Source organism: Sphingomonas sp. PP-CC-3A-396, from assembly GCF_004343105.1.
GTDB lineage: Bacteria > Pseudomonadota > Alphaproteobacteria > Sphingomonadales > Sphingomonadaceae > Sphingomonas.
The window spans coordinates 1-24,869 of record NZ_SLYF01000007.1 but is presented as its reverse complement, the minus strand read 5'-3'; the positions used below and the strand labels follow the sequence as shown (position 1 = coordinate 24,869).

23 protein-coding genes, 2 tRNA genes and 1 rRNA gene are annotated in these 24,869 nt (G+C 65.9%); 13 read left to right on the top strand and 13 right to left on the bottom strand.

Features of this window, described 5'->3' with window-relative positions; translation table 11 throughout:
- Nucleotides 1-11: 11 nt before the first annotated feature.
- The 3 genes from C8J40_RS14245 to radA form a co-directional block, all read right to left on the bottom strand.
- Complete coding sequence (locus C8J40_RS14245) at nucleotides 12-593, bottom strand: YkgJ family cysteine cluster protein (protein ID WP_243693401.1); 582 nt, start codon at nucleotides 591-593, stop codon at nucleotides 12-14.
- A gap of 3 nt (nucleotides 594-596) precedes the next feature.
- Nucleotides 597-917: a hypothetical protein gene (locus tag C8J40_RS14240; protein ID WP_132897588.1), complete on the bottom strand. Its 321-nt coding sequence runs from the start codon at nucleotides 915-917 to the stop codon at nucleotides 597-599.
- Between the two features lie 415 nt (nucleotides 918-1,332).
- The gene (gene radA / locus C8J40_RS14235) at nucleotides 1,333-2,703 is read right to left on the bottom strand and encodes a DNA repair protein RadA (RefSeq protein WP_132897587.1); all 1,371 of its coding nucleotides are present in this window, start codon (nucleotides 2,701-2,703) and stop codon (nucleotides 1,333-1,335) included.
- A gap of 102 nt (nucleotides 2,704-2,805) precedes the next feature.
- Between radA and C8J40_RS14230 the strand changes: the two genes are divergently transcribed.
- Nucleotides 2,806-3,957, top strand: coding sequence for a glycosyltransferase family 1 protein (locus tag C8J40_RS14230; protein WP_132897770.1), 1,152 nt, complete (start codon nucleotides 2,806-2,808; stop codon nucleotides 3,955-3,957).
- 169 nt (nucleotides 3,958-4,126) lie between these two features.
- Here C8J40_RS14230 and C8J40_RS14225 read toward each other — a convergent pair whose 3' ends face one another.
- Together C8J40_RS14225 and C8J40_RS14220 are read right to left on the bottom strand one after the other, a co-directional pair.
- Entirely contained in the window at nucleotides 4,127-4,417 is a 291-nt protein-coding gene (locus C8J40_RS14225; RefSeq protein WP_132897586.1) for a DUF2218 domain-containing protein, read from the bottom strand.
- Nucleotides 4,414-5,004, bottom strand: coding sequence for a PadR family transcriptional regulator (locus C8J40_RS14220; RefSeq protein WP_132897585.1), 591 nt, complete (start codon nucleotides 5,002-5,004; stop codon nucleotides 4,414-4,416). Before C8J40_RS14220 ends, C8J40_RS14225 begins: the two co-directional genes overlap by 4 nt.
- 253 nt (nucleotides 5,005-5,257) lie before the next feature.
- Between C8J40_RS14220 and C8J40_RS14215 the strand changes: the two genes are divergently transcribed.
- The 5 genes from C8J40_RS14215 to C8J40_RS14195 all read left to right on the top strand — a co-directional run bounded on the left by C8J40_RS14215 (nucleotide 5,258) and on the right by C8J40_RS14195 (nucleotide 9,953).
- Nucleotides 5,258-6,577: a replication-associated recombination protein A gene (locus C8J40_RS14215; RefSeq protein WP_132897584.1), complete on the top strand. Its 1,320-nt coding sequence runs from the start codon at nucleotides 5,258-5,260 to the stop codon at nucleotides 6,575-6,577.
- Nucleotides 6,570-7,442: a hypothetical protein gene (locus tag C8J40_RS14210; RefSeq protein ID WP_132897583.1), complete on the top strand. Its 873-nt coding sequence runs from the start codon at nucleotides 6,570-6,572 to the stop codon at nucleotides 7,440-7,442. The genes C8J40_RS14215 and C8J40_RS14210 overlap by 8 nt, the downstream gene beginning before the upstream one ends.
- A 32-nt stretch (nucleotides 7,443-7,474) precedes the next feature.
- A tRNA-Thr gene (locus C8J40_RS14205) sits at nucleotides 7,475-7,550 on the top strand.
- A gap of 101 nt (nucleotides 7,551-7,651) precedes the next feature.
- Nucleotides 7,652-9,652, top strand: coding sequence for a beta-N-acetylglucosaminidase domain-containing protein (locus tag C8J40_RS14200; RefSeq protein WP_132897582.1), 2,001 nt, complete (start codon nucleotides 7,652-7,654; stop codon nucleotides 9,650-9,652).
- Nucleotides 9,639-9,953 carry a GCN5-related N-acetyltransferase gene (locus tag C8J40_RS14195; RefSeq protein WP_132897581.1) on the top strand — a complete coding sequence of 105 codons (315 nt, stop codon included), beginning with the start codon at nucleotides 9,639-9,641 and terminating at the stop codon, nucleotides 9,951-9,953. Before C8J40_RS14200 ends, C8J40_RS14195 begins: the two co-directional genes overlap by 14 nt.
- 6 nt (nucleotides 9,954-9,959) lie before the next feature.
- Here C8J40_RS14195 and C8J40_RS14190 read toward each other — a convergent pair whose 3' ends face one another.
- The 4 genes from C8J40_RS14190 to C8J40_RS14180 all read right to left on the bottom strand — a co-directional run bounded on the left by C8J40_RS14190 (nucleotide 9,960) and on the right by C8J40_RS14180 (nucleotide 12,484).
- Nucleotides 9,960-10,625 (bottom strand): UPF0149 family protein, encoded by a 666-nt coding sequence (locus C8J40_RS14190; protein WP_132897580.1) that lies wholly within the window; start codon nucleotides 10,623-10,625, stop codon nucleotides 9,960-9,962.
- A gap of 25 nt (nucleotides 10,626-10,650) precedes the next feature.
- Nucleotides 10,651-10,848, bottom strand: a complete 198-nt coding sequence (locus C8J40_RS20375; RefSeq protein WP_165911461.1) for a hypothetical protein — start codon at nucleotides 10,846-10,848, stop codon at nucleotides 10,651-10,653.
- Between the two features lie 84 nt (nucleotides 10,849-10,932).
- Nucleotides 10,933-11,955, bottom strand: coding sequence for a ribosome small subunit-dependent GTPase A (gene rsgA, locus C8J40_RS14185; protein WP_243643353.1), 1,023 nt, complete (start codon nucleotides 11,953-11,955; stop codon nucleotides 10,933-10,935).
- A gap of 163 nt (nucleotides 11,956-12,118) precedes the next feature.
- On the bottom strand, nucleotides 12,119-12,484 hold the full coding sequence (locus C8J40_RS14180) for a hypothetical protein (protein WP_132897579.1): 366 nt from the start codon (nucleotides 12,482-12,484) through the stop codon (nucleotides 12,119-12,121).
- A 224-nt stretch (nucleotides 12,485-12,708) separates the two neighbouring features.
- Here C8J40_RS14180 and C8J40_RS14175 point away from each other — a divergent pair, with 224 nt between their 5' ends.
- Nucleotides 12,709-13,605 (top strand): glycoside hydrolase family 16 protein, encoded by an 897-nt coding sequence (locus C8J40_RS14175; RefSeq protein ID WP_243693400.1) that lies wholly within the window; start codon nucleotides 12,709-12,711, stop codon nucleotides 13,603-13,605.
- A 12-nt stretch (nucleotides 13,606-13,617) separates the two neighbouring features.
- Here C8J40_RS14175 and C8J40_RS14170 read toward each other — a convergent pair whose 3' ends face one another.
- Nucleotides 13,618-14,835, bottom strand: a complete 1,218-nt coding sequence (locus C8J40_RS14170) for an MFS transporter (protein WP_132897577.1) — start codon at nucleotides 14,833-14,835, stop codon at nucleotides 13,618-13,620.
- 281 nt (nucleotides 14,836-15,116) lie between these two features.
- Between C8J40_RS14170 and C8J40_RS14165 the strand changes: the two genes are divergently transcribed.
- The 6 genes from C8J40_RS14165 to C8J40_RS14140 all read left to right on the top strand — a co-directional run bounded on the left by C8J40_RS14165 (nucleotide 15,117) and on the right by C8J40_RS14140 (nucleotide 24,258).
- On the top strand, nucleotides 15,117-18,167 hold the full coding sequence (locus C8J40_RS14165) for a TonB-dependent receptor (RefSeq protein WP_132897576.1): 3,051 nt from the start codon (nucleotides 15,117-15,119) through the stop codon (nucleotides 18,165-18,167).
- Nucleotides 18,168-18,381: 214 nt separating this feature from the next.
- Nucleotides 18,382-19,962, top strand: a complete 1,581-nt coding sequence (locus C8J40_RS14160; RefSeq protein ID WP_132897575.1) for a tryptophan halogenase family protein — start codon at nucleotides 18,382-18,384, stop codon at nucleotides 19,960-19,962.
- Entirely contained in the window at nucleotides 19,962-20,672 is a 711-nt protein-coding gene (locus tag C8J40_RS14155; protein ID WP_165911462.1) for a SapC family protein, read from the top strand. The genes C8J40_RS14160 and C8J40_RS14155 overlap by 1 nt, the downstream gene beginning before the upstream one ends.
- Nucleotides 20,665-21,696, top strand: a complete 1,032-nt coding sequence (locus tag C8J40_RS14150; RefSeq protein ID WP_132897574.1) for a cupin-like domain-containing protein — start codon at nucleotides 20,665-20,667, stop codon at nucleotides 21,694-21,696. The genes C8J40_RS14155 and C8J40_RS14150 overlap by 8 nt, the downstream gene beginning before the upstream one ends.
- On the top strand, nucleotides 21,693-23,204 hold the full coding sequence (locus tag C8J40_RS14145; protein ID WP_132897573.1) for a tryptophan halogenase family protein: 1,512 nt from the start codon (nucleotides 21,693-21,695) through the stop codon (nucleotides 23,202-23,204). Before C8J40_RS14150 ends, C8J40_RS14145 begins: the two co-directional genes overlap by 4 nt.
- Nucleotides 23,205-23,211: 7 nt before the next feature.
- Entirely contained in the window at nucleotides 23,212-24,258 is a 1,047-nt protein-coding gene (locus C8J40_RS14140; protein WP_132897572.1) for a LacI family DNA-binding transcriptional regulator, read from the top strand.
- Nucleotides 24,259-24,362: 104 nt separating this feature from the next.
- Here C8J40_RS14140 and C8J40_RS14135 read toward each other — a convergent pair.
- The 3 genes from C8J40_RS14135 to C8J40_RS20595 all read right to left on the bottom strand — a co-directional run.
- Nucleotides 24,363-24,439, bottom strand: a tRNA-Met gene (locus C8J40_RS14135).
- An 83-nt stretch (nucleotides 24,440-24,522) separates the two neighbouring features.
- Nucleotides 24,523-24,637, bottom strand: a 5S ribosomal RNA gene (gene rrf / locus C8J40_RS14130).
- On the bottom strand, nucleotides 24,624-24,869 hold a 246-nt coding region (locus tag C8J40_RS20595), incomplete at its 5' end, for a hypothetical protein (RefSeq protein WP_207901236.1). The genes C8J40_RS20595 and rrf, both read right to left, overlap by 14 nt.

Sequence of the window (24,869 nt, the reverse complement as noted above, 5' to 3'; positions counted from 1 at the left end):
CTCGACGATTCTTAGCGGTTCAAGCCGAAAACACCGTAGCGTTCGCGCCACGCGGCGACTTCGCCCTGCAGATGCCTGGGCGCTGCCTCTCCCGAGAGGACAAAGCCAGCGACGTCGTTGTCGGGATGCATCAGCATTTTCTCCGCCCCGTCGCTGAACCACACCGGGACTAGCTGGTCGCACACGGCGTCCAATACCGCCGCCGCCATGCCGTTCGCGATCGCATCGCTGCCGGCGAGCAGACGGACATGGATCGAGACGCCTTCGAGACAGGTCTGCGGCTTGTCGACGAAATTGAGCGACACGAGCAGCCCGGACCGGTCGGGCCGAGCCGCGTCGGGCAGGCTCGCAACCCGTCGCCAGACGCAGAACCACGTCCGGCAGATGCGCGGGCGAACCGCATGGATACCGCACCCCTGGTCGCAGAGGTGAATACACGGCGTTCCCGCGGGTTTCGCGAACTCTGGCGTCTTCACCGTCAGTTCGGTGCAGCACGCGGTGCAATCACCGCACTCGCGATTGAGAAGGATCGGTCCCAGCAGCGTGGTTTCCACGTCGGCATGTGGTTGGGTCGGGATGTCACGCCGATCCACGGTTCAATTCCCTTCGGAATCCACCGTGAAGACCATCGGCTTGCCCCGAGACATCGGCTCCCATCCCGCGGCCAACGCCGCCCGCACCCCGCGGGTGATCGTCGCATCGTCGATCTGAAGCCGCCCGCGCGGTAACCCCTTCAACAGGCGTTTCGGCGCGGGGAACTCGAGCAGGGCTTCCCGTTTGGCGTCTTCCTGCAACAACGAGATCGTCATGCCCTTCCAGCCCTCGGCATCCGTGTGCTGCGGCTCGCGCTCGAGATTCCAATCGTATCGGGTGCCATCGACCTCGACGGTACCGGTATTGCTTTTCGTGTTCGCCATGCGGGCGCCATAGCATGGCTGTCGCGAGAGGCCATGCGCTCGCCGCATGACCGAACCTGCCGCGACTATGGTGCTGTGTGCGGTTCGATCGACTGATGACCGACAACGGCCATCACCGCCCCACCCCGGCGAAGGCCGGGGCCCAGTTGGAAAGGTCGTGGTAATTGAACGCAGCGGTCGCCAGCAACGTCCCCCAACTGGGCCCCGGCCTCCGCCGGGGTGGGACTTCATCTATTGGGTATCAGTGCCAAACGAGTCCACGATGACGCGGTACGCTGATGGGAACGCAGCGCGCACCCCCCCGATCGGACCTTTCGCACGGCCCAGCACAATCACCACCGTTTCCCTGTTCTCCCGCGAAGGCGGGAGCCCAGTCTGGATTCCCGCCTTCGCGGGGAAACAAGGTTTTAAGCGCCTACCCCCGCCCCATCATGTGATCGACGAACGAGGCAAGCGTCTTGAACCCCGATAGCTTCATGCCGCTCTTCTCGCCCGTCATCGACGCAGGGACCAAGGCGCGCTCGAAGCCGAGCTTGCTCGCTTCCTTCAACCGCAGCGGACCATGCGCGACCGGGCGGATCTCGCCCGACAGCGCGACCTCGCCGAATGCCACCGCATCGACCGGCACCGGCCGCTCCGACATCGCCGAGATCAACGCCGCCGCCACTGCCAGATCCGCCGCGGGGTCCTGCACACGGTAGCCGCCCGCGATATTGAGATACACTTCGGCGTTGGAGAAGCTCAGCCCGCACCGTGCCTCCAGCACGGCCAGGATCATTGCCAGCCGCCCCGAATCCCAGCCCACGACGGCGCGCCGGGGCGTTGCGCCCGACGCCAACCGGACGGTGAGCGCCTGGATTTCCACCAGCACCGGCCGCGTCCCCTCCAGCGCCGGGAACACCGTCGCCCCCGTCATCGCATCATCGCGGTGTGTCAGGAACAGCGACGAGGGGTTGCCGACCTCCGCCAGTCCCTCGGTCTGCATCGAGAACACGCCGATCTCGTCGGTCCCGCCGAAGCGGTTCTTGATCGCGCGCAGGATGCGGTACTGGTGGCTGCGCTCGCCCTCGAACGACAGCACCGTGTCGACCATATGCTCGAGCACGCGTGGTCCCGCGATCGAGCCGTCCTTGGTAACGTGCCCGACCAACACCACGGCGGTGCCGCGTTCCTTGGCGAACCGGATCAGTTCCTGCGCCGACGCCCGGACCTGGCTGACCGTCCCTGGAGCGCCCTCGATCAGGTCGGAGTGCATCGTCTGGATCGAATCGATCACCAGCATCGCGGGCGGCTTGGTCTGCAACGTCGTCAGAATGTCGCGCGTCGAGGTCGCCGCAGCGAGCTGCACCGGCGCATTGCCAAGCCCCAGCCGCCGCGCGCGCAACCGCACCTGATCCGCCGCTTCCTCGCCCGAAACATACGCGACCGATTGCCCCGCGAGCGCCATCTTCGCCGCGGCCTGCAACAGCAGCGTCGACTTGCCGATCCCCGGATCGCCGCCGATCAGCGTCGCCGAACCCTCGACGAACCCGCCGCCCAGCGCACGGTCGAGTTCGGCGATCCCGGTCGCCATCCGGTCGGGCAGCTTGATCTCCGCATCGAGCCCGACGAGTTGGATCGCGCGGCCGCCGGTCTGGAGGTTATGCTTCGAATGGAACGGCGTGGCGGCGGTGTTCGCCTCCTCGACCAGCGTGTTCCACTCGTTGCAATCGGCGCATTGCCCCGCCCAGCGGTGCGACACCGATCCGCAGGACTGACATACATAACGCTTCTGGGGTTTCGCCATGCGCCGATGTACGAGAACGATACGGGAACATCAATGGCCGGCATACGACCTATGTTGCGGATTTAGTGGCGCTTGACGGCGCACGGCGTTATCCGCGCGATGATGCACGCCACCGACCTGCGCATCGCCCTGTTCAGCGGCAACTATAATTACGTCCGCGACGGCGCGAACCAGGCGTTGAATCTGCTCGTCGGTCATTTGTTGTCGAAGGGCGCGACGGTGCGTGTCTATTCGCCGACCAACGCCAAGCCGGCCTTTCCGCCGACCGGCGATCTGGTCGCGGTGCCGTCGTTGCCGCTGCCGGCGGGGCGTGGCGAATACAAGATGGCGCGCGGGCTGCCCGCGGCGATCCGCCGCGATCTCGACGCGTTCGCGCCAAACATCGTCCACGTGTCAGCGCCCGATTTTCTTGGCCACCGCGCGATCAGTTATGGACGACGAAACGGCATCGCCACGGTTGCGTCGCTGCACACGCGATTCGAGACGTATTTCCGCTATTACAAGATGGCGTTCTTCGAACCCGTGATGGTGAAGATCCTCACGCGCTTCTACAACCGCGTCGACGAAGTGCTGGTGCCGGGGCGCGGCATGGCGGAGATCGTCCGCGACTGGGGCGTGACGACACCGACCGCGATCTGGTCGCGCGGCGTGAACCACGACCGCTTCACGCCGACGCGCCGTGATCTGGAGTGGCGGCGCGCGCGCGGGATTGCCGATGGCGAGGTCGCGGTCGGTTTTCTCGGGCGGCTGGTGAAGGAGAAGGGGCTCGACGTCTTTGCGGACGTGATCCGAACGCTGGAACAGCGCGGGGTGCGTCACAAGGTGCTGGTGATCGGCGAGGGTCCGGCGCGCGACTGGTTCGCCGAGCGCGTGCCGGGCGCGGTCTTCGCCGGGTTCCAGTCGGGTGACGATCTCGGCCGCGCGGTCGCGTCGATGGATGTGTTCTTCAATCCGAGCGTGACCGAGACGTTCGGCAACGTGACGCTGGAGGCGATGGCGGCAGGTGTGCCGGTGGTCGCTGCGCGCGCATCGGGCGCGGTCGGATTAGTCGACGACGGCGTGACCGGCTTCCTCGTGCCGCCGACGGACATCGCAGGATATGCCGACGCAATTGGGCGGATTGTTTCGGAGCCGGGCCTGCGCGAGACGATGGGCTGGGCCGGACACGACAAGGCCGCCGGGTATCTGTGGGATACGATCAACCAGACAGTGCTGGATACGTATCTCGAGGTGATGGCGCGGCGGGGTGGCTAAGTTGTCTGCCACGTGTACCTTTCGAATTCACCTTCCCCCCGCTCCCCTCCCCGTCACCCCAGCGAAAGCTGGGGTATCCCTGTTGGCGGGCGCCGCGACCCGAATCGGGAGATCCCAGCTTTCGCTGGGATGACGATCGAGGGCCGGGATGACGGTTTGGGGGACGATGTCAGACCGTCGCCCAATCGAACGTCAGCGGCGCCTCGCGGAACGCAAACCGGTCGAGGTGGCTCGACACCACCCCGCGCATCCGCTCGACGTCCTCGCCCTCCGGCACGGTCAGCGCGACGTCGAGCGTTTCGCTGTCGGCGCGCATCTCCAGAACCGCGCCGTTCGGAAAGGCGATCCGGCCCTCTTCCTCCGAGAAGGTGACCTCCATCTTGTGGCTCCAATGCTTGGCGAGCTGCTGGAGATACTTGCTCGCCGAATGCGTCGGCACGCGTGCGACCGAGACGCTCACTTGAGCCGCTCGATCTTCTGCGCCGCCTCGTCGAGCAATGCTGCGACCTCATGTAGCGTATCCTCGTTGACGTCCTCGCGCATCAAGCGGTGCTGGAGCACCTGCCGCAGATTGCCCATAGCCCGCCGGATCGGCGCGCCATCGGTCCGCTCGGACTCCGCCCCGACCGCCGCCAGCCGCGCGAACAGCCCGTCCACCACGGCCGCATTCTCGGCCAGATGCGCGCGACCCTCGTCGCTCGCTGCAAAGCGCTTCTTCGCGCCTTCCGACTGCTGCTCCTCGATCAGCCCCATCTCGTCGAGCATGCTGAGCGTCGGGTAGACGACGCCCGGGCTCGGCGCATAGCCACCCCCGGTCAGCCCCTCGATCTCACGGATCAGGTCGTAGCCGTGACGCGGTGCGTCCGCGATCAGCTTCAGCATGACGAGCTTGAGTTCGCCACCGTCGAACAGCCGCCGGCCACGCCCACGTGGGCCACCACCCTGCTTCCACGCAGCATGCTCAGGTCCGTGGTCGCGACCACCATGCCGGTGACCGTCGCCACGGGGGCCGCCGGTCCAAGCTCCATATCCAATACCAAAACGCATTTGAGTGTTCTCCGATATATCTTTATTCATGAGCTGAGATATATCGCAGACTGTTTCGGGTTCAAGAGGTGCGTCGAAAAATTCGCTTTTCCATTTGTCCGTCATCCCCGCGGAGGCGGGGACCCAGACCCTCGGACCGCTCGGCTGTTCGGTGCGTCAGCCGGTATGGATCCCCGCCTGTGCGGGGATGACGAGCGAGCATGGGTGCAGCCAACGGATGGGCAAACCTCTCCCCCGCCCCTATCTTCCGCGCATGGCCGACCTCTTCGCGGGCTTCGAACCCGCCGCCCCTATCGAAACGCACCCCGAAAACGCGCCGCTCGCCGACCGCCTGCGCCCGCGCACGCTGAGCGAGGTGGTCGGGCAGGATCACATCACCGGCCCCGAAGGCGCGATCGGCCGGATGGTGTCGGCCGGACGACTGTCCTCGATCATCCTCTGGGGCCCGCCCGGCACCGGCAAGACGACTATCGCGCGGTTGCTCGCCGATGCGGTCGACCTGCGGTTCGTCGCGATCTCCGCGGTGTTCTCCGGCGTCGCCGACCTCAAGAAGTCGTTCGCCGAAGCGCGCGAACACGCCAAGATCGGCAAACGCACCTTGCTGTTCGTGGACGAGATCCACCGCTTCAACCGCGCGCAGCAGGACGGTTTCCTGCCCTATGTCGAGGATGGCACGGTCACGCTGGTCGGCGCGACCACCGAGAACCCGTCGTTCGAACTCAACGCCGCTCTGCTCAGCCGCGCGCAGGTACTTATCCTCGAACGCCTCGGCCGGGGTGCGCTCGAACAGTTGCTCGACCGCGCCGAGACGGAAATGGAGCGCCCCCTCCCCCTGACCCCGCCCGCCAAGGACGCGCTGATCGCCAGTGCCGATGGCGACGGCCGCTTCCTGCTCAACCAGGCGGAGACGTTGTTCTCGGTAAACCTGCCCGAACCGCTCGATCCCGCCGGCCTCTCGAACTTCCTGCAACGTCGCGTCGCGGTGTACGACAAGGACCGCGAGGGGCATTACAACCTCATCTCCGCGCTCCACAAATCGATCCGTGGGAGCGACCCGCAGGCGGCGCTCTATTATCTCGCGCGGATGCTGACCGCAGGCGAGGAACCGCTGTTCCTGCTCCGCCGCCTGACCCGCGCCGCAGTCGAGGATATCGGCCTCGCCGACCCGCAGGCGCTGGTCCAGTGCATCGCCGCCAAGGACACCTACGACTTCCTCGGCAGCCCCGAGGGCGAACTCGCTATCGCGCAGGCCTGCGTCTATCTCGCCACCGCGCCCAAATCGAACGCGGTGTACAAGGCGCAGAAGGCGGCGTGGAAATCGGCGCGCGAGACGGGTTCGCTGATGCCGCCCGCGTCGATCCGCAACGCGCCGACCAAGCTCATGCGCGATATCGGCTATGGCAAGGGCTATGCGTACGATCACGATACCGAGGATGCGTTCTCCGGCTCGGATTACTGGCCCGACGAGATGAGCCCGCAGACCTTCTACACGCCGACCGAACGCGGTTTCGAGAAGCGGTTGTCCGAGCGGCTCGCCTATTGGGATGCCTTGCGCGCCGAGAAGAATGGCTGAGCCACGGTTTACGCGGTTTGCGGCGATCGACTGGTCCGGCGCGCAGGGGCATCGTCACAAGGGCATCGCGGTCGCGATCTGCGAAACCGGTGATGCCGCGCCGAGACTGGTCCCGCCGCCGGGAGCGTCGGCATGGTCGCGCGACGATGTCCTCGACTGGTTGATTGACCAGGACACGCCGACGCTGATCGGCCTTGATCTCTCCCCCGCGTTTCCGTTCGTCGATCTGGACGGTTATTTCCCCGGCATGCCCGACAGCCCTCCAGATGCCCGCGCGCTCTGGGCAATGGTCGACGACGCCTCCGCCGCCGATCCGCACCTTGCCGTCGCGAACCTGCTCACCAATCCTGAACTCCGCCGGCACTTCCGCCAGCACCGCGATTGCGGCGACCTGTTCCCCGGCGGCGCAGGCCGGATGCGCGTCTGCGAGCACGGCCAGCGCGCGATGGGCTTTTCGCCGACAAGCTGCTTCAACCTCGTCGGTGCGGCGCAGGTCGGCAAGTCGAGCCTCACCGGGATGCGCGTCCTCCACCGCCTCGCCGGTCGCATCCCCGTCTGGCCATTCGATCCGCTGCCGCCAGAGGGGCCGGTCATCGTTGAAATCTACACCACGATCGCCGCGCGCGCTGCCGGCATCCGCAAGGGCCTCAGCAAGATGCGCGATGCGGGCGCGCTCGATACCGCGCTGGAGGCGCTCGGCAGCGCGCCGCATGATCCTCTCGCCCGCTATGATGATCACACCACCGACGCGATCCTGACCGCCGCCTGGCTCCGCACGGCAGCGCATCGCCCGGACCTCTGGACACCAAGCGCAATGACACCGCATATTGCGCAAACCGAGGGCTGGACCTTCGGCGTGTCTTGAAGCATTGGGCGGTTAGGCCTGACACGCACCGGGCCGGTTTAGCTCAGTTGGTAGAGCGCCAGTTTTGTAAACTGGATGTCGCGGGTTCGATTCCTGCAACCGGCACCACCCCTTCCAAATACTGTCGTACGCGATCTCCTCCCTTGCCGCACCCGCGCCATAGCTTTATCGAATGGCAACAAGACCAATCTGATACCGGGGAGCAACGGATGGCGCGACGTAGCGGGAAGATTGGCGCCGTCGTAGCGCTGATGGTCACGTCCGCGAGCTTGGCGATCGCGGTGCCGAGCCATGCATTGGGCCATCCCGTAACGCGCCCCACGATCTACCCGGCGCCCACTTCGATGGTGCTGACCTCGGGCACACTCGCCTTGGGCACCTCCGTCGTGTTGATCACAGCGCCGGGTACCGATCCGGAGACCGTTGCCCGGGTCCGCGACGTCCTGACAGCGGCGGGGGTGAAGACGATCGCTTCCGCACGCCGGCTGCCCGTCGCGCCCGATCGGGTTCACATCGTCCTGGGCCTTCGCGACTCTGGCGTCGTGCGCGACTCGCTGTCACGCAGCAAGGCCACGCTGGACACGCATGCCGAAGGCTACACCCTCGCCGTGGTAGCGGCCGGCGCGGGCATCGTCACGCTTGCTGGTCACGACGCCGATGGCCTGTTCCACGCGGTCCAGACGTTCCGCCAGCTCGCCCGGCGCCCCACCCTGCCCGCGCTGGTGATCCAGGATCACCCCGCAATGCCGATCCGCGGCACGATCGAGGGCTTTTACGGCGCGCCCTGGTCGATGGCGGATCGCACCAGGCATCTCGACTTCCTCGCCACGGTGAAGGCGAACACCTATGTCTACAGCCCGAAGGACGATCCGTACGCGCGCGATCGGTGGCGCGAGGCCTATCCCGCCGCGACGCTGTCGGCGCTGGGCACGCTGGCCCAGACCGCGCGGCGCAACCATGTCGACTTCGTCTACGCGGTCTCGCCCGGGCCATCGGTCTGCTTCTCGGACCCCGCCGACGTGCAGGCGCTGGAACGCAAGTTCGACGCATTGCGGGCGATCGGCGTCGGCAGCTTCTACGTCGCGCTCGACGACATCGAATATACCAAGTGGAACTGCGAGCGCGACAAGACCGCGTTCGGCCCCTCGGGCGCGGAAGCGGCCGGCGTCGCGCAGGCGCAATTGCTCAACGCGGTGCAGGCCAGCCTGAGCGCCAAGGATCTGGGCGCGCGCGCGCTCATCATGGTGCCGACCGAATATTACGATGCGAAGGAAACGCCCTATAAAGCGGCGTTGCGCAAGCATCTCGATCCGCGGATCGTCATCCAGTGGACCGGCACCGACGTCGTCCCGCCCGCCATCTCGATCCCCGATGCCAAGGCGGCGACCAAGGCGTTCGGCCGCAAGACGCTGTTATGGGACAATTATCCGGTCAACGATTACGCACAGACCACCGGTCGGCTGCTGATGGCGCCCTATGCGCGGCGCGAGGCCGGGCTGTCGGGCGAGCTGACCGGCATCCTGTCGAACCCGATGAATCAGGAGGCCCCGAGCCGCCCGGCGGTGACCGGCGTTGCCGCGTTCGGCTGGAACGACACCGCGTACGATGCCGAGCGGACCTGGCATTTCTCCGCGCGGGAACTGGCGGGCGGCGACGAACGCGCGACCGCTGCGCTGCTGACCTTCTTCGATACGCAGCACATGGCGCCGACCTTTGGCAGCCAGCCTTGGCAGGAGCAGGCACCGCGACTGAAGGCAGCGCTCGACGCGGTCCGGGAAGCGCTGGCGGATGGCGATGCGGCGGCACGGCAGCGGGCGATCGCGGACCTAACCGAGCGTGCCGACGAAATCGCCAGCGCACCCGACATCATCCGCGCCGGAACCATCGACCCCAGCTTCGCGGCGCAGGCTCGGCCTTGGCTCGATGCGATGCAGCGTTGGGGACGCGCGCTCCAATTGACAGCCGCCGGGCTCGGCGCCGCCGATAGCGGCAGCATTGCCGCCGCACGCTATTTCGACGACGCGCGGACACTGGCGCGCGAGGCGGCTGCGATCACGACGATCCCCGGCGCGACCCGGTTCGATGGTCCGATCAAAATCGCGGACGGCGTGCTCGACGCCTTCGTCAGCGACGCGCCGACCCTAATTGCCGCCGCGTCGGCAATCGAGGCTGACGGCGCGGTACCGGTGCGATCCGATGGCCCCAAATGACCGGTCCTCAGCCGAGGCTCGCTGGCTGACGCTGACCCGCGACATCCTGCCGACCGCGGCGCCGACGCGTGGCTGGCCGGTCCGCGCCGATCATTGCTTCCAGCGTATCTTCCTCGACAACGCCTGTGGCGGTGTCTGGTACGACTTCATACCCGATCGCCCCGCCTATGCGCGCGCCGACCGCGTGGTGCTCGATCGCGCTATCGCGCTAGTCGAAGCGAGTTTGGCGGGCGAACTGGATCTGGCCGTACTCAATCGGCAATCGCTGGCGTGGCGAAGGGCCCGCGCAGCACGCGATTGACCCCCGTCACCCGCAGCAGCGTTTGGACTTTTTCCCCGATCCGCATGGACAGGGATCGTTTCGTCCCGCCTTGACCGGCGCTGCGCCGGCCGTTGGCAGCGGAACGGCGGCAGCTGCCCGCAATCGGGACGCATGGAGCTGGAGGACACTCGTCGCGAGATCGGCCGGTGCCTGATCCTCGCGTTCGTTGATCTCCATGCTGTCCAGCGCGCTTTCGTTGCGCGCGATCGCGATCAACACCGACAGACGCGCGAGGCCGTCGACCGCCTCGGCGTCGTCGCCAGCCGCCACCGCGTCCCAGCTTTCGGGCCGCAACGCCATCGCCTCGGCGAACCCGTCGATCCACAATTCCCAAAGGACGTCGCCGGTCCGCTCGTCCACGTCAAAGATCGGACGCAGCTTGCCACGCTCCAGGTCGCGGGCGATCTCGGCGTAGCGTGCCATGACGGCGTCGACGAACCATTGCACGTCGAGCGGATCCTCGAACGGCGCGATGCCGTCCTCATCGAGCCCCCATATGCTCTGCAGCCATTCGCCTTGCTCGATACGCTCGGGTCCGACCAGCAGCCCGGTGAGAAACCCGTCGAGCTCGGTCAGCAGCATCGGCTCCTCGAGCGGCAGGTCGGCGAGCGCATCGTCGAGGCGACGGAGTCGGGACGGGCGCGGCTTCATGCCCCCAGGCACCGTGTCGTCGTCATCACAGGCTCAAATTCCGTTTCGTCATTTCGGCTGCGGCCATCGTGGTCAGCGGGGCGCGCGTTGCTCGAGCGAAGATATCCGCAAGATCGAGCAGGTCCTCGTCGTTCAAGGCGGTGATCGACGCCTCGATTTCCGCCAGGCACAGGACCGCCCGGTCACGCTCGATCATGCGTCGCTTGATACGGGATTTCAACATTGTCAGGCCGATAGCAGGAGGATGGAAAGACGGACGCGGACATAACCAGCTTTGGGGGCAGCTTTGGGGGCGCGCCGGTGGCTGTTACACCCCTTTAGGAGACCTTCGCTTTGTCTGTTTGGCGGTATTCGCGCGCTCTTCAGCGCCCAGCCTTTGCCAACGCTCGAACCGGGCACGCGTGAGATGTCCCGCGGCGATCCCGGCCTGAACCGCGCACCCGGGTTCGACGCTATGCGAACAGTTGGAAAAACGACACTCTTCCGCAGCCGCGACGAAATCGTCGAAGATCTCCGCGATCCCGGTAGCCGCGTCGGCCAACTGCAATTCGCGCATGCCCGGCGTATCGAGCAGCCACCCTCCCTGCGCCAGCCGGTGCATCTCGCGCACCGTCGTGGTGTGGCGGCCGGTGGAGTCGTTCGCACGAATGGCCTGGGTCGCTATGCTGTCCGAGCCGCGTAGCGAGTTGACCAGCGTCGACTTGCCGACCCCGGACGAGCCGAGGAACGCGACGGTCTGGCCGGGGCCGCACCAGTCCGCGAGGCCGGTAACGGCGTGTGGATCACGCCCATTGACGATCTCGACCCGCAAGCCGGGCTCGATCGCTCGCGCCGCCGCGACGTAAACGTCCGGTGTGTCGGTCAGGTCCGCCTTGGTCAGCACGACCACCGGGGTAACCCCCACGTCGTGCGCCAACACCAGATAGCGCTCGAGCCGCGCGACGCTGAAGTCTTCGTTGCACGATGCGACTAGGAATACCGTATCGACGTTCGCGGCAATCATCTGCTCGCGACGCGGATCGCCCGGCGCGCGACGCTTGAACAGGTTCTTGCGGTGAAGCACGCGGATCGGCAACCCGGTGGACGTCTCGATCAATACCCAGTCGCCGACGGTCGGATGATCGTCGGTCGGTTGCGCCCCCGCGATATAGGGCGTCACGAGCTGCCGGCCGCCGGCTCCCGCCACCGCGATCTGACCACGATGGACCGACATCACTCGGACGGGATGACGGTCGCGCAGGTCCTCGTCCGACAGCTGGGCGCTGAAATGGTCATCCCAGCCAAGATCTTCCAATGTCTCGTCGGTCGGCATCATAGGGCGCAGCGGCATCTTTCTTCACGACGGTTCGCGATCATCGTAGGGCGGGCTCACCGATATGGCGATCCTTGCCCGGTATGACACGCTCGGCTCCGCGAAGCGACCATGCAGGGCATCCGGCGGGACGGCAAACCGACAACGCCCGGTTTACTGGTCCCGGTTTATTGGTCCCGGCTCACTGGTAATGCGTGACCTTCTCGAAGCCATCGTTGAGCTTCACCATCCGGATCACCTTCTTTGCATAGCTGCGGACGTGGCGGTCGAAGCGCGTGTCGTCGTAGACTCCGCGCCAGATATAGTCGTCCCGCTCCAGCAGCGCGCGGAGGAGGTTCGATACCGCCTCCTGCGTATCCAGCGATGCCTTGGCCTTCAGGATCAGCGAGCAGACCATCTCTTCGGCGCTTGCCTTGTCGCAATCGTCCTGAAGCTCCCGCCCGCCGCGCTCCGCGACGACCTGATCCGCGCGCGCCGCGACGACCCGGCTTTCCAGCCATTTGCGGGCCACCGCCTCGTCCCAGGTCTTTACGATCTTGTCCGCCACACGCTTCTCGCATTTTCTCGCACGCGAGGCAGGCCTGCCGACGTTTCCCGACCAGCCGCGGTGATCACGCCTGCCGACCGGCGCCGATACCACCGACGCTCGGCTAGGTACACCGCGCCTTGGTAGGGCCGGAGTTGAGCTCGCGCACCGATTAACCTAGGTCTGCCGCGCTACCCGAACGCATCTGCATCATGCGGTGACGGCTCCGGGGCGAATTGGGAGAGGTGCCGCATGGACCAGCAACCAACGCACCGGTTTGTGCCGGACGGATCGATCGGGCGCATCATGATGGCGAGGGCGATCCGATGATCCTGCTGATACTTGCCGCGCAAGCCGCCACGCTGGGCGCGACCAATTACAGCGTCAGTGCACCGATGCCCGTGCCCAAAGGCCGCCCGAGCTTTGCCGACGAATTCGACGGCAAGGCGATCGATCAGACCAAATGGCGCTTCGACGTGTCACGCAACGCCGAAGGCTGGTACAATAACGAACGCCAATATTACGCGAAAGACCGTGCCGAAAATGCGCGGATCGAAAACGGCGCGCTGGTAATCGAGGCGCGGCGCGAGACGCTGTCGAAGGCGCGCTTCGCCGATTGGGGCGGTCAGGCATACACTTCGGCCAAGCTCGTCTCGCGCACCCCGCGTGGGTATGGCTTTTACGAAGTCCGCGCGAAACTGCCGTGCGGGCGTGGCAGCTGGCCGGCGATCTGGCTGCTGCCGTCGGGCGGAAAATGGCCCGACGAGGGTGAGATCGACATCATGGAGATGGTGGGCTGGGATGCCAATGTCGTCCATGCGACACTCCACACAGCGGCATTCAATCACACCAAGGGCACGCAACGCGGCGCGCAGATCGGACTCGCGACCGCCTGCACGGCATATCACCGCTATCAGCTCGACTGGCGCGCGGATGCGATCACGATCGGTGTCGATGGACGCGCGATCATGCGCGTCGCCAACGACCAGCCCGGCGGCAAGGCGGCGTGGCCGTTCACGCGCCCCTACGACCTGATCCTCAACCTCGCGGTGGGTGGCGACTGGGGTGGCCAGAAGGGGATCGACGACGCGGCGTTTCCGCAGCGGATGGCGATCGATTACGTGCGCTACTGGCAGCGCTGACCAAAGCCCCCTTCACCGGCGGCCCTGTGCGAAAAGGATGACCAGCCCGCCGCACAGCGTCAGTGCGGCGAGCACGAGCATCACCCCGTCGAAGTCGGTCGGCGTGGCAAGTGCCCAGGTCAGCGTCGGTCCCAGCAGGCCGGGCAGCGTGTTGGTCAGGTTGAGCAACCCGAGATCGCGGCCACGATGGCGGGCGTCGGGCAACAGTTGCATCGCGAATGACGCGTGGAGCGCCAGGAACACCGACGTCCCGGTGCTGTAGACGCAGAACGCGACCGCACCGCCCGTGAAGCTCTGCGCGCCCGCCATTCCCAATAGTCCGGCAGCCGCGACGACGGTTGCCGCGAAGAGGAACGGCTTGGTCCGACCCGAACGATCGGCAAGACGACCGACGAAGACCGCGATCGGCAGCGGCACCGAATAGGCGACGATCATCACCGTTCCCATCCGCGCCGCGATCGTCGCTGGTGCGACTGCCGGCGCGACGCTTTCGAGATAGTAGAAGAAATAGACGAACAGCGCGCTGCCCGCGATCTGGACGAACAACCGCGCGGTCCAGGCCAGCGCCAGGTCGCGCCGTAGCACCGCCCTCGCCGGCCGTGGCGGATCGTCCGGCACCACCGGCTGCGCGCGCTGCAGCAACAGAGGCATCGTACAGGCGACCACTATGAGCGGCACGATCGCCAGCCGCGCCGTCTCGCCGAGCAGGGCGGTTGCCAGCAACGCCGCCGCCAGCGCCGCGGCGACCGGGCTTGCCACCGCGAGCAGACCGCCGGCCAGACCCTTCTGCGCATCGGGCACCTCGTCGGCCATGATCGCCAGCAGCGGCGCGAGCACTGCGTTCACCGCGACCTGGAACGTCACAACCGACAGGATAAGACCGGTCGACGACGTCGCCGCGCCGATCGCCGCATAGGAAAGCGTCGTGGCGACGAGCCCGCCGGCGAGCCACTTGCGACGCCCGCCGCCGCGGGTCACCGATCGGTCGCTCAGCCAACCGAACGCGATGTTGGCGACGCTGGCCGAAAGCGCGCCCGCAATCACGATCATGGTGAGGACGCCCAGCCGCCCTGCCCCGGCGACGGCAGCGACCTTGATCGGCAACAGCAACGTCAAGAACGGCAGGTAGCCGATGACTCCACCGACATAAGCGAGCGCGAAAACCAGCAGAAAGCCGGTTGACCGACGATCGGGTAGCGGCGCGGTCGGGAGAGCGGGATGGCGCGCCATTGCGCTGTTCCTAGGCCGCGCGATACCAGCAGGGCAACCTCCGTCCGTCGCCGACACGGGTCGTCTCGGATGCGCTTGGCGCGACGCATTGCGTCACCGCACAACCCGACGCGCAGCCCCTTCGAACCGCGACGTGTTGCAGCGCGGACACTATATTCGACATATTTTGTGAACGTTCACAACGGTAGCGCTACCGTGCTTGACACAGTGTGACGGACAGAGAATGTGAACGTTCACGGGGAAGGCGCAGCTCATAGCGCCGTCTACAGGGGAGGATTATCATGCGTGGCTTCACAGCTCGCTCGCTTTCGCGTTTCGTCATCGGCACTTCGGTACTGGCCTTAGTTGGCCTGCCCGGCATCGCCATGGCGCAGGACGCTGCCGCGACCGTCGGCAATCCAGGCTCTTCGGACATCGCACCGCAGGCCACCCCCGCCGGTCCGAACGAGGCCACCGACGATATCGTCGTCACCGGCATCCGCGCATCGCTGCGCGAGGCGATCGACATCAAGCGCAACGGCCAGGGCGTGGTCGACGCGATCTCGTCCGAGGACATCGGCAAGTTCCCCGACACCAACCTCGCCGAGTCACTACAGCGCATCACCGGCGTATCGATCGACCGCTCGAACGGAGAAGGCTCGACCGTCACGGTCCGCGGCTTCGGCCCGGAATATAACCTCGTCACGCTCAACGGTCGCCAGATGCCGACCTCGACGCTCGGCGACGGCGCCAGCGCGCCCGCCTCGCGCTCGTTCGATTTCGCCAACCTCGCCTCCGAAGGCGTCGCCGCGGTCGAGGTCTACAAGACCGGCCGTGCCGCCGTGCCCTCGGGCGGCATCGGCTCGACGATCAACATTCGCACCCCGCGCCCGCTCGACAAGCCGGGCACGCGCGGCAGCATCGCCGCCAAGGGCGTGCTCGACAGCTCGCGCAACGGCAAGGACCAGATCACGCCGGAAGTGTCGGGCATCCTGTCCACCACCTTCGCCGACGACCGGATCGGTATCCTGTTCAGCGGCGCGTATCAGCGGCGCAAGGCGAGCAACAACTCGGCCAGCGTCGGCTTCCGCGACGGGTTCCTGGGGGCTGAGAATAACTGGGGCACGCTGGCACAGCCCGGCACGCCGGGCGCCGCCAACATCACCAACCGCCCCGGCCCGACCGATGTCTATGAGATCCCGCAGAGCGCCGCCTACGACGTCATCGACATCGACCGCGAGCGCATCAACGGCCAGCTGGTCCTTCAGGCCAAGCCGACCGACACGCTGACGGCGACGCTCGACCTCACCTATTCGAGCAACAAGGTCGAGGTGCGCGACAGCAGCGTCGGCATCTGGTTCAACTTCGGCGACACGCGCAGCGCATGGACCAACGGGCCGGCAGCCGGTCCGGTCTTCTATTCGGAGAATTTCGCGCCGGGCAAGGATCTGTCGTACAGCAGCTCGCTGACCGCGAACAAATCCGAGAACAAGTCGATCGGCGGGAACCTGACCTGGGAAGCGCCCGGCAACGTCACGATGTCGCTCGACGCGCATCACTCGACCGCGGTATCGAAGCCGACGAACGATTACGGCAGCAGCACGTCGATCGGCGGCGCGATCTTCGGCGTCCAGTCGCAGACCGTCAATTTCGAGAACGACCTGCCGATCATCTCGTACCAGATGTACCCCGGCATCGACCCGCTGAACGCGTCGTTGATCACGCCGACCGGCAACGCGTTCCGCAACGCGTATTTCAAGGACGAGATCAACCAGCTCCAGCTGAAGGGGCATTACGACCACGACGGCGATTTCCTCGACAGCATCGACTGGGGCTTCTCGTACGTCGACAACAAGGTGCGGTCGGCCTACGGCTTCATCCAGAACGAGACCTGGGGCGGGATCGATCCGCGCGGCGCGGCGGCCGGTGCAGCGGCGGTTCCCGACGATTTCTTCAACCTCACCAGCATCCCCGACAAGTTCAAGGGCGTATCGGGCGCGAACAATCCGGCGATCCCGCAGTCGATCTATACGTTCAATTTCGAGCAGATGGCCGAACTGCTGCGGTCGCAGTATAATATCTGCAGCGCCCCGCAGACCGGCACCGCCGCGCCTGGCACGTGCCTTGCCAACTACACCAATGATCGCCGCATCCGCGAGCGGACGATCTCGCCCTACATCCAGTTCAACGGCAAGTTCGACGTCTTCGATCGACCCGCGCACATCATCGGTGGCGTCCGCTACGACGAGACGCAGGTGAACTCGTCGGCGCTGGTGCCGATCCCGACGGGCACGCGCTGGACCGGGGCGAACGAATTCGCCCTGACCTATGCGGCCAACGCCGCGTTCACGACGCTCAAGGGCCGCTATCACAACTGGCTGCCCGCGGTCGATTTCGACATCGAACCGGTCCGCAACGTCAAGCTCCGCGCGTCGTACAGCCACACCATCACGCGGGCGGATTACGGCAGCCTCCAGGGCGGCCTGAACATCGACTCCAATCCGCGGATCGGTGGCGGCACCGGCAGTCAGGGCAACCCGAACCTGATCCCGTACAAGTCGAAGAACATCGATCTGTCCGCGGAATGGTATTACGGTCGCGAAAGCTATGTTTCGGTCGGGTATTTCACCAAGGACGTGCAGAACTTCATCGGCACGACGCAGATCAACACGCCGGCATTCGACCTGCGCAACCCGGGCTCGGGCCCGCGCTATCGTCAGGCGGTGGCGGCACTCGGATCGACCGACAACAATCTGGTGCGCGATTACATCCTGCGCAACTTCCCGGCCTCGTCGCAGGTCACGGGGACGAGCGATGCGGGGCTGCTGACGGGCAATATCTTCGGCCTGCCCCAGGACGATCTGTTCAACTTCCAGGTGAGCCAGCCGTTCAACAGCGACCAAACCGCGAACATCAACGGCTGGGAATTCGCGATCCAGCACCGCCTGTGGGAAACCGGGTTCGGCGTCATCCTGAACTACACGATCGTCAACGGAGACGCGAAGTACGACAACGCGCTCGATCCGAATATCGGTCAGTTCGCGCTGACCGGGCTCAGCGACAGCGCCAACGCGGTCGGCTATTACGACAAGAACGGCTTCCAGGCGCGTGTCGCATATAACTGGCGCGGGCAATTCTATGCCGGCGGCGCGTTCGACCCGACCTATGTCGAGGCGTACGGCCAGGTCGATGCGAGCGCGAGCGTCCAGATGACCAAGGGGCTGGCGGTGTTCGGCGAGGTCATCAACCTCACCGGCCAAGGACGTCGGGGGCATCGTCGCTCGGACAATTTTGTAACCTTCGCGCAGCCGGGCTACGCACGCTACTCGGCCGGCCTGCGCTTCAACTTCTGAGGAGCACAATCCTCCCCCGCAAGGGGGAGGATTGCAGGGTATGGACGCGCCCAAACCGCTCCGTCATCCTGACGAAAGTCAGGATCCAGGGCGGCAGAGGGTCGTCTTTCGGTACTCCGGGCCCTGACTTTCGCCGGGATGACGGTCAAGGATGGCGCTCCCGCCGCCGACGGAGCAAGTTGGCATGCGGAAACAGGGAAACAGGCAGCAGACGATGGCCACGAATACCGGCCCTGAAGCAACGAGCGACCATCCGATCACGAACATCGTGATCGTCGGGGGCGGTACGGCCGGTTGGCTCGCCGCCTGCCTGATCGCCGCCCGCACCGATCGCGGCGCCGGACATCCCCTCGAGGTAACCCTGATCGAATCCCCCGACGTCGCGACGATCGGCGTCGGCGAAGGCACATGGCCGACGATGCGCCGCACGCTCGAACGCATCGGCATCACCGAGACCGACTTCCTCCTCGCCTGCGACGCATCGTTCAAACAGGGATCGCGGTTCGACGGCTGGCGGACCGGCGCCCCCGACGACAGCTATCTCCACCCCTTCACCGCACCCGTCGACGGCGACCCGCGCGACATCGTCGCAGCCTGGGCCGAGCATGGCGGCCAGTTCGCGAACAGTGTCGGCGCGCAAGGCGAGATCTGCCACCGCGACCTCGCGCCCCGCCAGCGGGCGATGCCCGACTACGCGGGCACGCTGAACTATGCCTACCACCTCGACGCCGGCAAGCTCGCCGCACTGCTGACGCGCCATGCAACCGAGCGGCTCGGTGTCCGCCACATCCGCGACCACGTCGTCGGCATCGACAGCACCGAGCACGGCGACATCGCCGCGGTCAGCACGCGCGCGTCGGGTGCGATCGCTGGCGACCTGTTCCTCGATTGCACCGGTCACGCAGCACTGTTGATCGGCGGGCATTACGGCATCGCCACGATCGACCGCGGCGGCGAACTGTTCAACGATCGCGCGCTGGCGGTGCAGATGCCCGTCGCGCCCGACAGCGCGATCGCCTCGCAGACCAACGCCACCGCGCACGCCGCCGGCTGGATCTGGGACATCGGCCTGCCGACCCGACGCGGGATCGGCTGCGTCTATTCCTCCGCGCATCTGAGCGACGACGCCGCGGCTGAGACGCTTGAGCGCTATATCCGCACCACCTCGCCGGGCGTTGCACCGCCCATTTTCCGCCAACTCAAGTTCCAGTCGCGCCATCGCGAGCGATTCTGGGAACGCAATTGCCTGGCGGTCGGGCTGTCGGCCGGATTCCTGGAGCCGCTCGAAGCGTCGGCGATCGTCCTGATCGAACTGTCGCTCGATGCGCTACTCGACAATTTCCCCAGCCACCGCGGCGCGATGGATATTCACGCGACGCGCTTCAACACGCTGTTTCGCTATCGCTGGGACCGGATCGTCGAGTTCCTGAAGCTGCATTACGTGCTCAGCGAGCGCGACGAACCCTATTGGCTAGATCACCGCGACGCCGCATCGATCCCGCCGCGCCTCGCCGAACTGTTGACGCTCTGGCGCCACCAACCGCCGTCGCGCGCGGATTTCCCGATGATCGACGAGATCTTCCCGGCCGCGAGCTATCAATATGTCCTGTACGGCATGGGCTTCCCTGTGCCGACCCGCGGACCGATCGCCACGGCAGACCGTACGCGGACGGAAACCTTGCTGGCGCAGGTCGATCAGCGCAAGCGTATGCTCGCCGCTGGCCTGCCGACCAACCGTGCCTATCTCGATGCCCTGCGGCATGCGACCGCCCCTGCCATGGAATTGTCAGCCTGATGTCCGACCACGTCATCCTCACTGCCGAAGATCACCGCGACCTTCGTATCCGTACAGAACGCGCCCCCGAACTTGGCGACGCGGTGATGACGTGCATCACCGTCCCCAGCGAGTTCCGGCGGGTCCAGACGCACTATCTGATCCTGTTCCAGCTCGACGCGGAGCGCGACAGCTTCACCGCGCTGGCGATGTTCGGGTTCGAGCCGGGCGAGAACCTGTTCCTGACCGACGCCGGATGGGACGCGCGCTATCGTCCGCTCGCGATCGACAGCCAGCCGTTCCTAGTCGGGCGCGGCGCCGGCGACGTCCGCCAGGTCCATATCGACATGGCGAGCCCGCGGATCGGGGCGGACGAAGGCATGCGCGTGTTCGACGATACGGGCCGACCGACGCCGTATCTCGAACGGATCGCCGATCAGCTCCGTGCGCTCGACACCGACTATGTCGCGTCCGCGGATTTCTTCGCCGCATTGCGCCGCTACGAGCTGCTCGAACCGCTGACGCTCGATGTCACGCTCGACGATGGCGCGAAGAACCGGCTGGTGGGCTATCACGTGATCGACGAGGACCGGCTGGCCGCGCTCGACGGCGCCGCGGTAGCGGACCTGCACGCTGGCGGGCACATGATGCCGATCTTCATGGCGCTCGCCTCGCTCGGCAACATCGGCGATCTCGTCGCGCGGAAAAACCGGCGGATGACGCGTGGCTGACGCGGAGCCCGGCATCTTCGCGACCATGCCGCGCATCCGCGAGATCGTCATCCGCGATGCCACGGACCTGGACGTGCATCTGCGCGAGGAGACCACACCGTTCATCGTGCGCGGGCTGATCGCCGACTGGCCGATGGTCCGCGCCGGACTGCAATCCGCGAAGGCCGCACGCGACTATATCCAGGCCCACGCGCGCGACCTCCCTTTCGCAGTTTCAGTCGCGATGCCCGACAGCGGCGGCCGATTGTTTTACGACGCGGCGCACGCGATGAACTTCCAGATGCTGCGCGCGAAATTGCCCGAGATCTTCGCACGGATCGACGCCAACGAAGGCGCCGGCGACGCGCACGCGATCTATCTCGCCTCGATCGACATGCACCAGTTCTTCGCCGGACTCCACGAGGCGAACCATGTCGAGCTGGGCGACCGCACGCCGCTCGCCAGCATCTGGATGGGCACCCGCACGCGGATCGCGGCGCACAACGATGTCCCCGACAACCTCGCCTGCGTGGCGGTCGGCCGGCGACGCTTCACGGTCTTCCCGCGCGATCAGTTCCGCAATCTCTACCTCGGCCCGGTCGACAACACGCCGGCAGGTCGCGCGGTCAGCATGGTCGATTTCCACGCCCCCGACTTCGCCGCGCATCCCCGCTTCCGCGAGGCGCTAACGCACGGACAGGTCGCCGAGCTTGAGGCGGGCGACGCGCTCTACATCCCGGCGATGTGGTGGCATCATGTCGAGGGGCTGTCCGACTTCAACGTGCTGGTGAATTACTGGTGGCGCGAGAGCCCACGGTGGCTCGGCCAGCCGCAGGATGCGCTGAACCACGCGATGCTGGCGATCCGCGATCTCCCCGCCGACGAGAAGACGCACTGGCGCGAGATGTTCGATCATTACGTCTTCGCCAACGGCCCCGAGGTCGTCGACCATATCCCCGAAGCCGCACGCGGCGTGCTCGCGCCGCTCACCACCGACACCGCGGGTCGCCTCCGCGCCTTCCTCCTGAGAGCGCTCAGCCGATGAAAAACACACCTGTTCGCCGCGTCGTAATCGCCGGGGGCGGCACGGCCGGCTGGATGGCGGCCGCGGCGATCGCCCGCACGATGGGCAGCACGATCGAGCTCACCCTGATCGAGTCCGACGCGATCGGCACGGTCGGCGTGGGGGAATCGACGATCCCGCCGATGATCACGTTCAACCGGCTGCTCGGGATCAACGAAGCCGAGTTCATGCGCGAGACGCAGGCGACGTTCAAACTCGGCATCCTGTTCGACGACTGGAAGGACCGCGGCGAGAGCTATTTCCACTCGTTCGGCATCACCGGCAAGGATCACTGGTCCGCCGGCTTCCAGCATTTCTGGCTGCACGGCCTGACCAAGGGCCACGATCAGCCTTACGACGATTACTGTCTCGAGCTGCGCGCGGCGTTGCAGGGCAAGTTCGCGCATTTGCCCGACGACCGGATGAATTATGCGTTTCAGCTCGATTCGACGCGCTACGCCAAGTTCTTGCGGCGGATGGCGGAAGCCGACGGCACGCGCCGCCTCGAGGGCAAGATCGCGCAGGTCGAGCTGAACGGCGAGAGTGGCGACATCGCCGCGCTGGTGCTCGAATCCGGTGCGCGGATCGAGGGCGACCTGTTCCTCGACTGCACCGGCTTCCGCGCGCTGCTGATCGAGGGCGCGCTGCACGCGGGGTTCGACGACTGGACGCATTACCTGCCCTGCGACTCCGCGATCGCGATCCAGACCGAGAGCGTCCGCCCGGCCCTCCCCTATACCCGCGCGATGGCGCACGACGCAGGCTGGCAGTGGCGTATCCCGCTCCAGCATCGCACCGGCAACGGCCTAGTCTATTGCAGCCGCTATCTCGACCGCGATGCCGCGCTCGACCGGCTGCTCGGCAATATCGAGGGCAAGACGCTCACCGAACCGAACGTGATCCGCTTCGTGACGGGTGCGCGGCGGCAGCAATGGCACCGCAACTGCATCGCGATCGGCCTGTCGGGCGGGTTCATGGAGCCGCTGGAATCGACCAGCATCCACCTGATCCAGCGCGCCGTGCTGCGGCTGCTGCGGCTGTTCCCGTCGGGCGCGGTCAGTCCGCGCGACGTCGCCGAGTTCAACGACCAGCAGCATACCGACATGCTGCAGATCCGCGATTTCCTGATCCTGCACTACAAGGCGACCGAACGCCGCGACAGCGCGTTCTGGCGGCACTGCGCAGCGATGCCGATCCCCGCCTCGCTCGAACAGAAGATCGAGCTGTTCCGCGAGACCGGTCGCGTGTTCCGCAAGAACGAAGAGCTGTTCGCGGAAAATAGCTGGGTGCAGGTGATGCTCGGCCAGGGGATCGTCCCGCAAAGCTATCACCCGATCGCGACCAAGTTGCGCGACGAGGAACTGGCACGACTGCTCGGCGGCCTGCGCGAGAACACCAACGCGACCGTCGCCGGGCTGCCCGAGCACGCCGCCTATGTCGCGCGCTATTGCGGCACCGCGCCCGCCCCCTCGCCCGCAATCGCAGCCTGACACAAAGATGGCACGGCGGCGTCAGGCGGTAACGATAAAGCATGTCGCGGCGGATGCAGGTGTTTCGCTGCAAACCGTCAGCCGCGTGGTCAACAAGGACTCGGCCGTCCGACCCGAGATGATGCGCCGCGTGCAGGCGTCGATCGACAAGCTCGGCTATGTCCCGTCGATCGCCGCACAGCGCATGGGCGGCTCGCGCTCGTATCTGATCCTCGCGCTGAACGATCGCGAGCGGACGATCGCCGACTGGCGCGCCCGCCAGGGCACCGACTGGTTCGACCAGATGATGCTCGGCGGGATGCTCACCTGTGCCGAACACGGCTATCGGTTGATCGTCGAGCTGGTCGACACGCATAGCGACCATATCGAGCGCGAACTGCTGGCCGCGATCGCCGCGCTGCAGCCCGATGGCGTGATCCTGACTCCCCCGCATTCGGGCAATCCGCTGATCATCAACCTGCTCGAGGCCCATGGCATTAGCTTTGCACGGATCGGCTCGCTGATCGACGGGCCTGGCCTCCGACTGATCATGGACGACACCCGAGCCGCATGCATCGCCACCGAGCATTTGCTCGAACTCGGCCACCGGCGCATCGGCTTCATTGCCGGGCCGGCAGACTATGAACTCAGCGCGTGGCGGGTCGATGGCTGGCGCGCGGCGATGCAGGCGGCGGGAGTCGCATGCGATGATCTGTTGGCGGTCGGCGACTTCAGCCACGCGTCGGGACGCGCCGCGGCGATGCAGCTGCTGGCGCTCGCCGAGCCCCCGACCGCGATCATCGCGAGCAACGATCAGATGACGCTTGCGACGCTCGAATTGGCGCGGGAGCACGACTTGGCAATCCCTCGCGATCTGTCGTTGATCAGCTTTGACGACACCCCGATCATTCGCCTCGCGCATCCACCGCTGACCGCAATCGTCCAGCCGATCGCAGAAGTCACCGCGCGGGCGGTCGCACTGATCATCGCGGACCTAGACGCCCGACTGGCAACGACCACGCCCGTGACGGTGCCTGCGGTGCTGACGTTACGCCATTCGACATGCGCTCTTTAACGGCCGCCTGCGCGGCAAGCTTGCGTCGATGCTGTCGCTATGTGCCGGAGCGCAAACGCAAAAAACCTCCGCGGTGGTGACCGAGGAGGCGTTGCAAATCAAGATGGTTGCGGGGACAGGATTTGAACCTGTGACCTTCAGGTTATGAGCCTGACGAGCTACCGGGCTGCTCCACCCCGCGACATTCGCTTTCGCGAAGGGGGTATGAGACATGGTGAATGGGTTTTGAGCGTTCCTTGTGCGTATCGCCGCACGGGCTTCAATGCCTGGCGACGACCTACTCTTCCATCGCTTGAGCGATAGTACCATTGGCGCAGTCGGGTTTCACGGCCGAGTTCGGAATGGGATCGGGTGGGACACCGACGCTATAGCCACCAGGCAATGGAGCCGGTGCGACGATACGTTGGGGAATGCTTTGGGTACCCCGTCGGCGCTTTCGCTGAGACGGGGCTTAAAATCGATACCGTGCATGGTTTGTAGCCAGCCTCTCGGAACACCGAGTGCTGGTGGTATTCGACCAATCCCTCGACGGCGAGGGGATTGGCAATCTGGCGTTCGACTTGGTTATCATCCGCACGCATCGTGGCTAGCTGGGCGAACCCAGTGTTGTC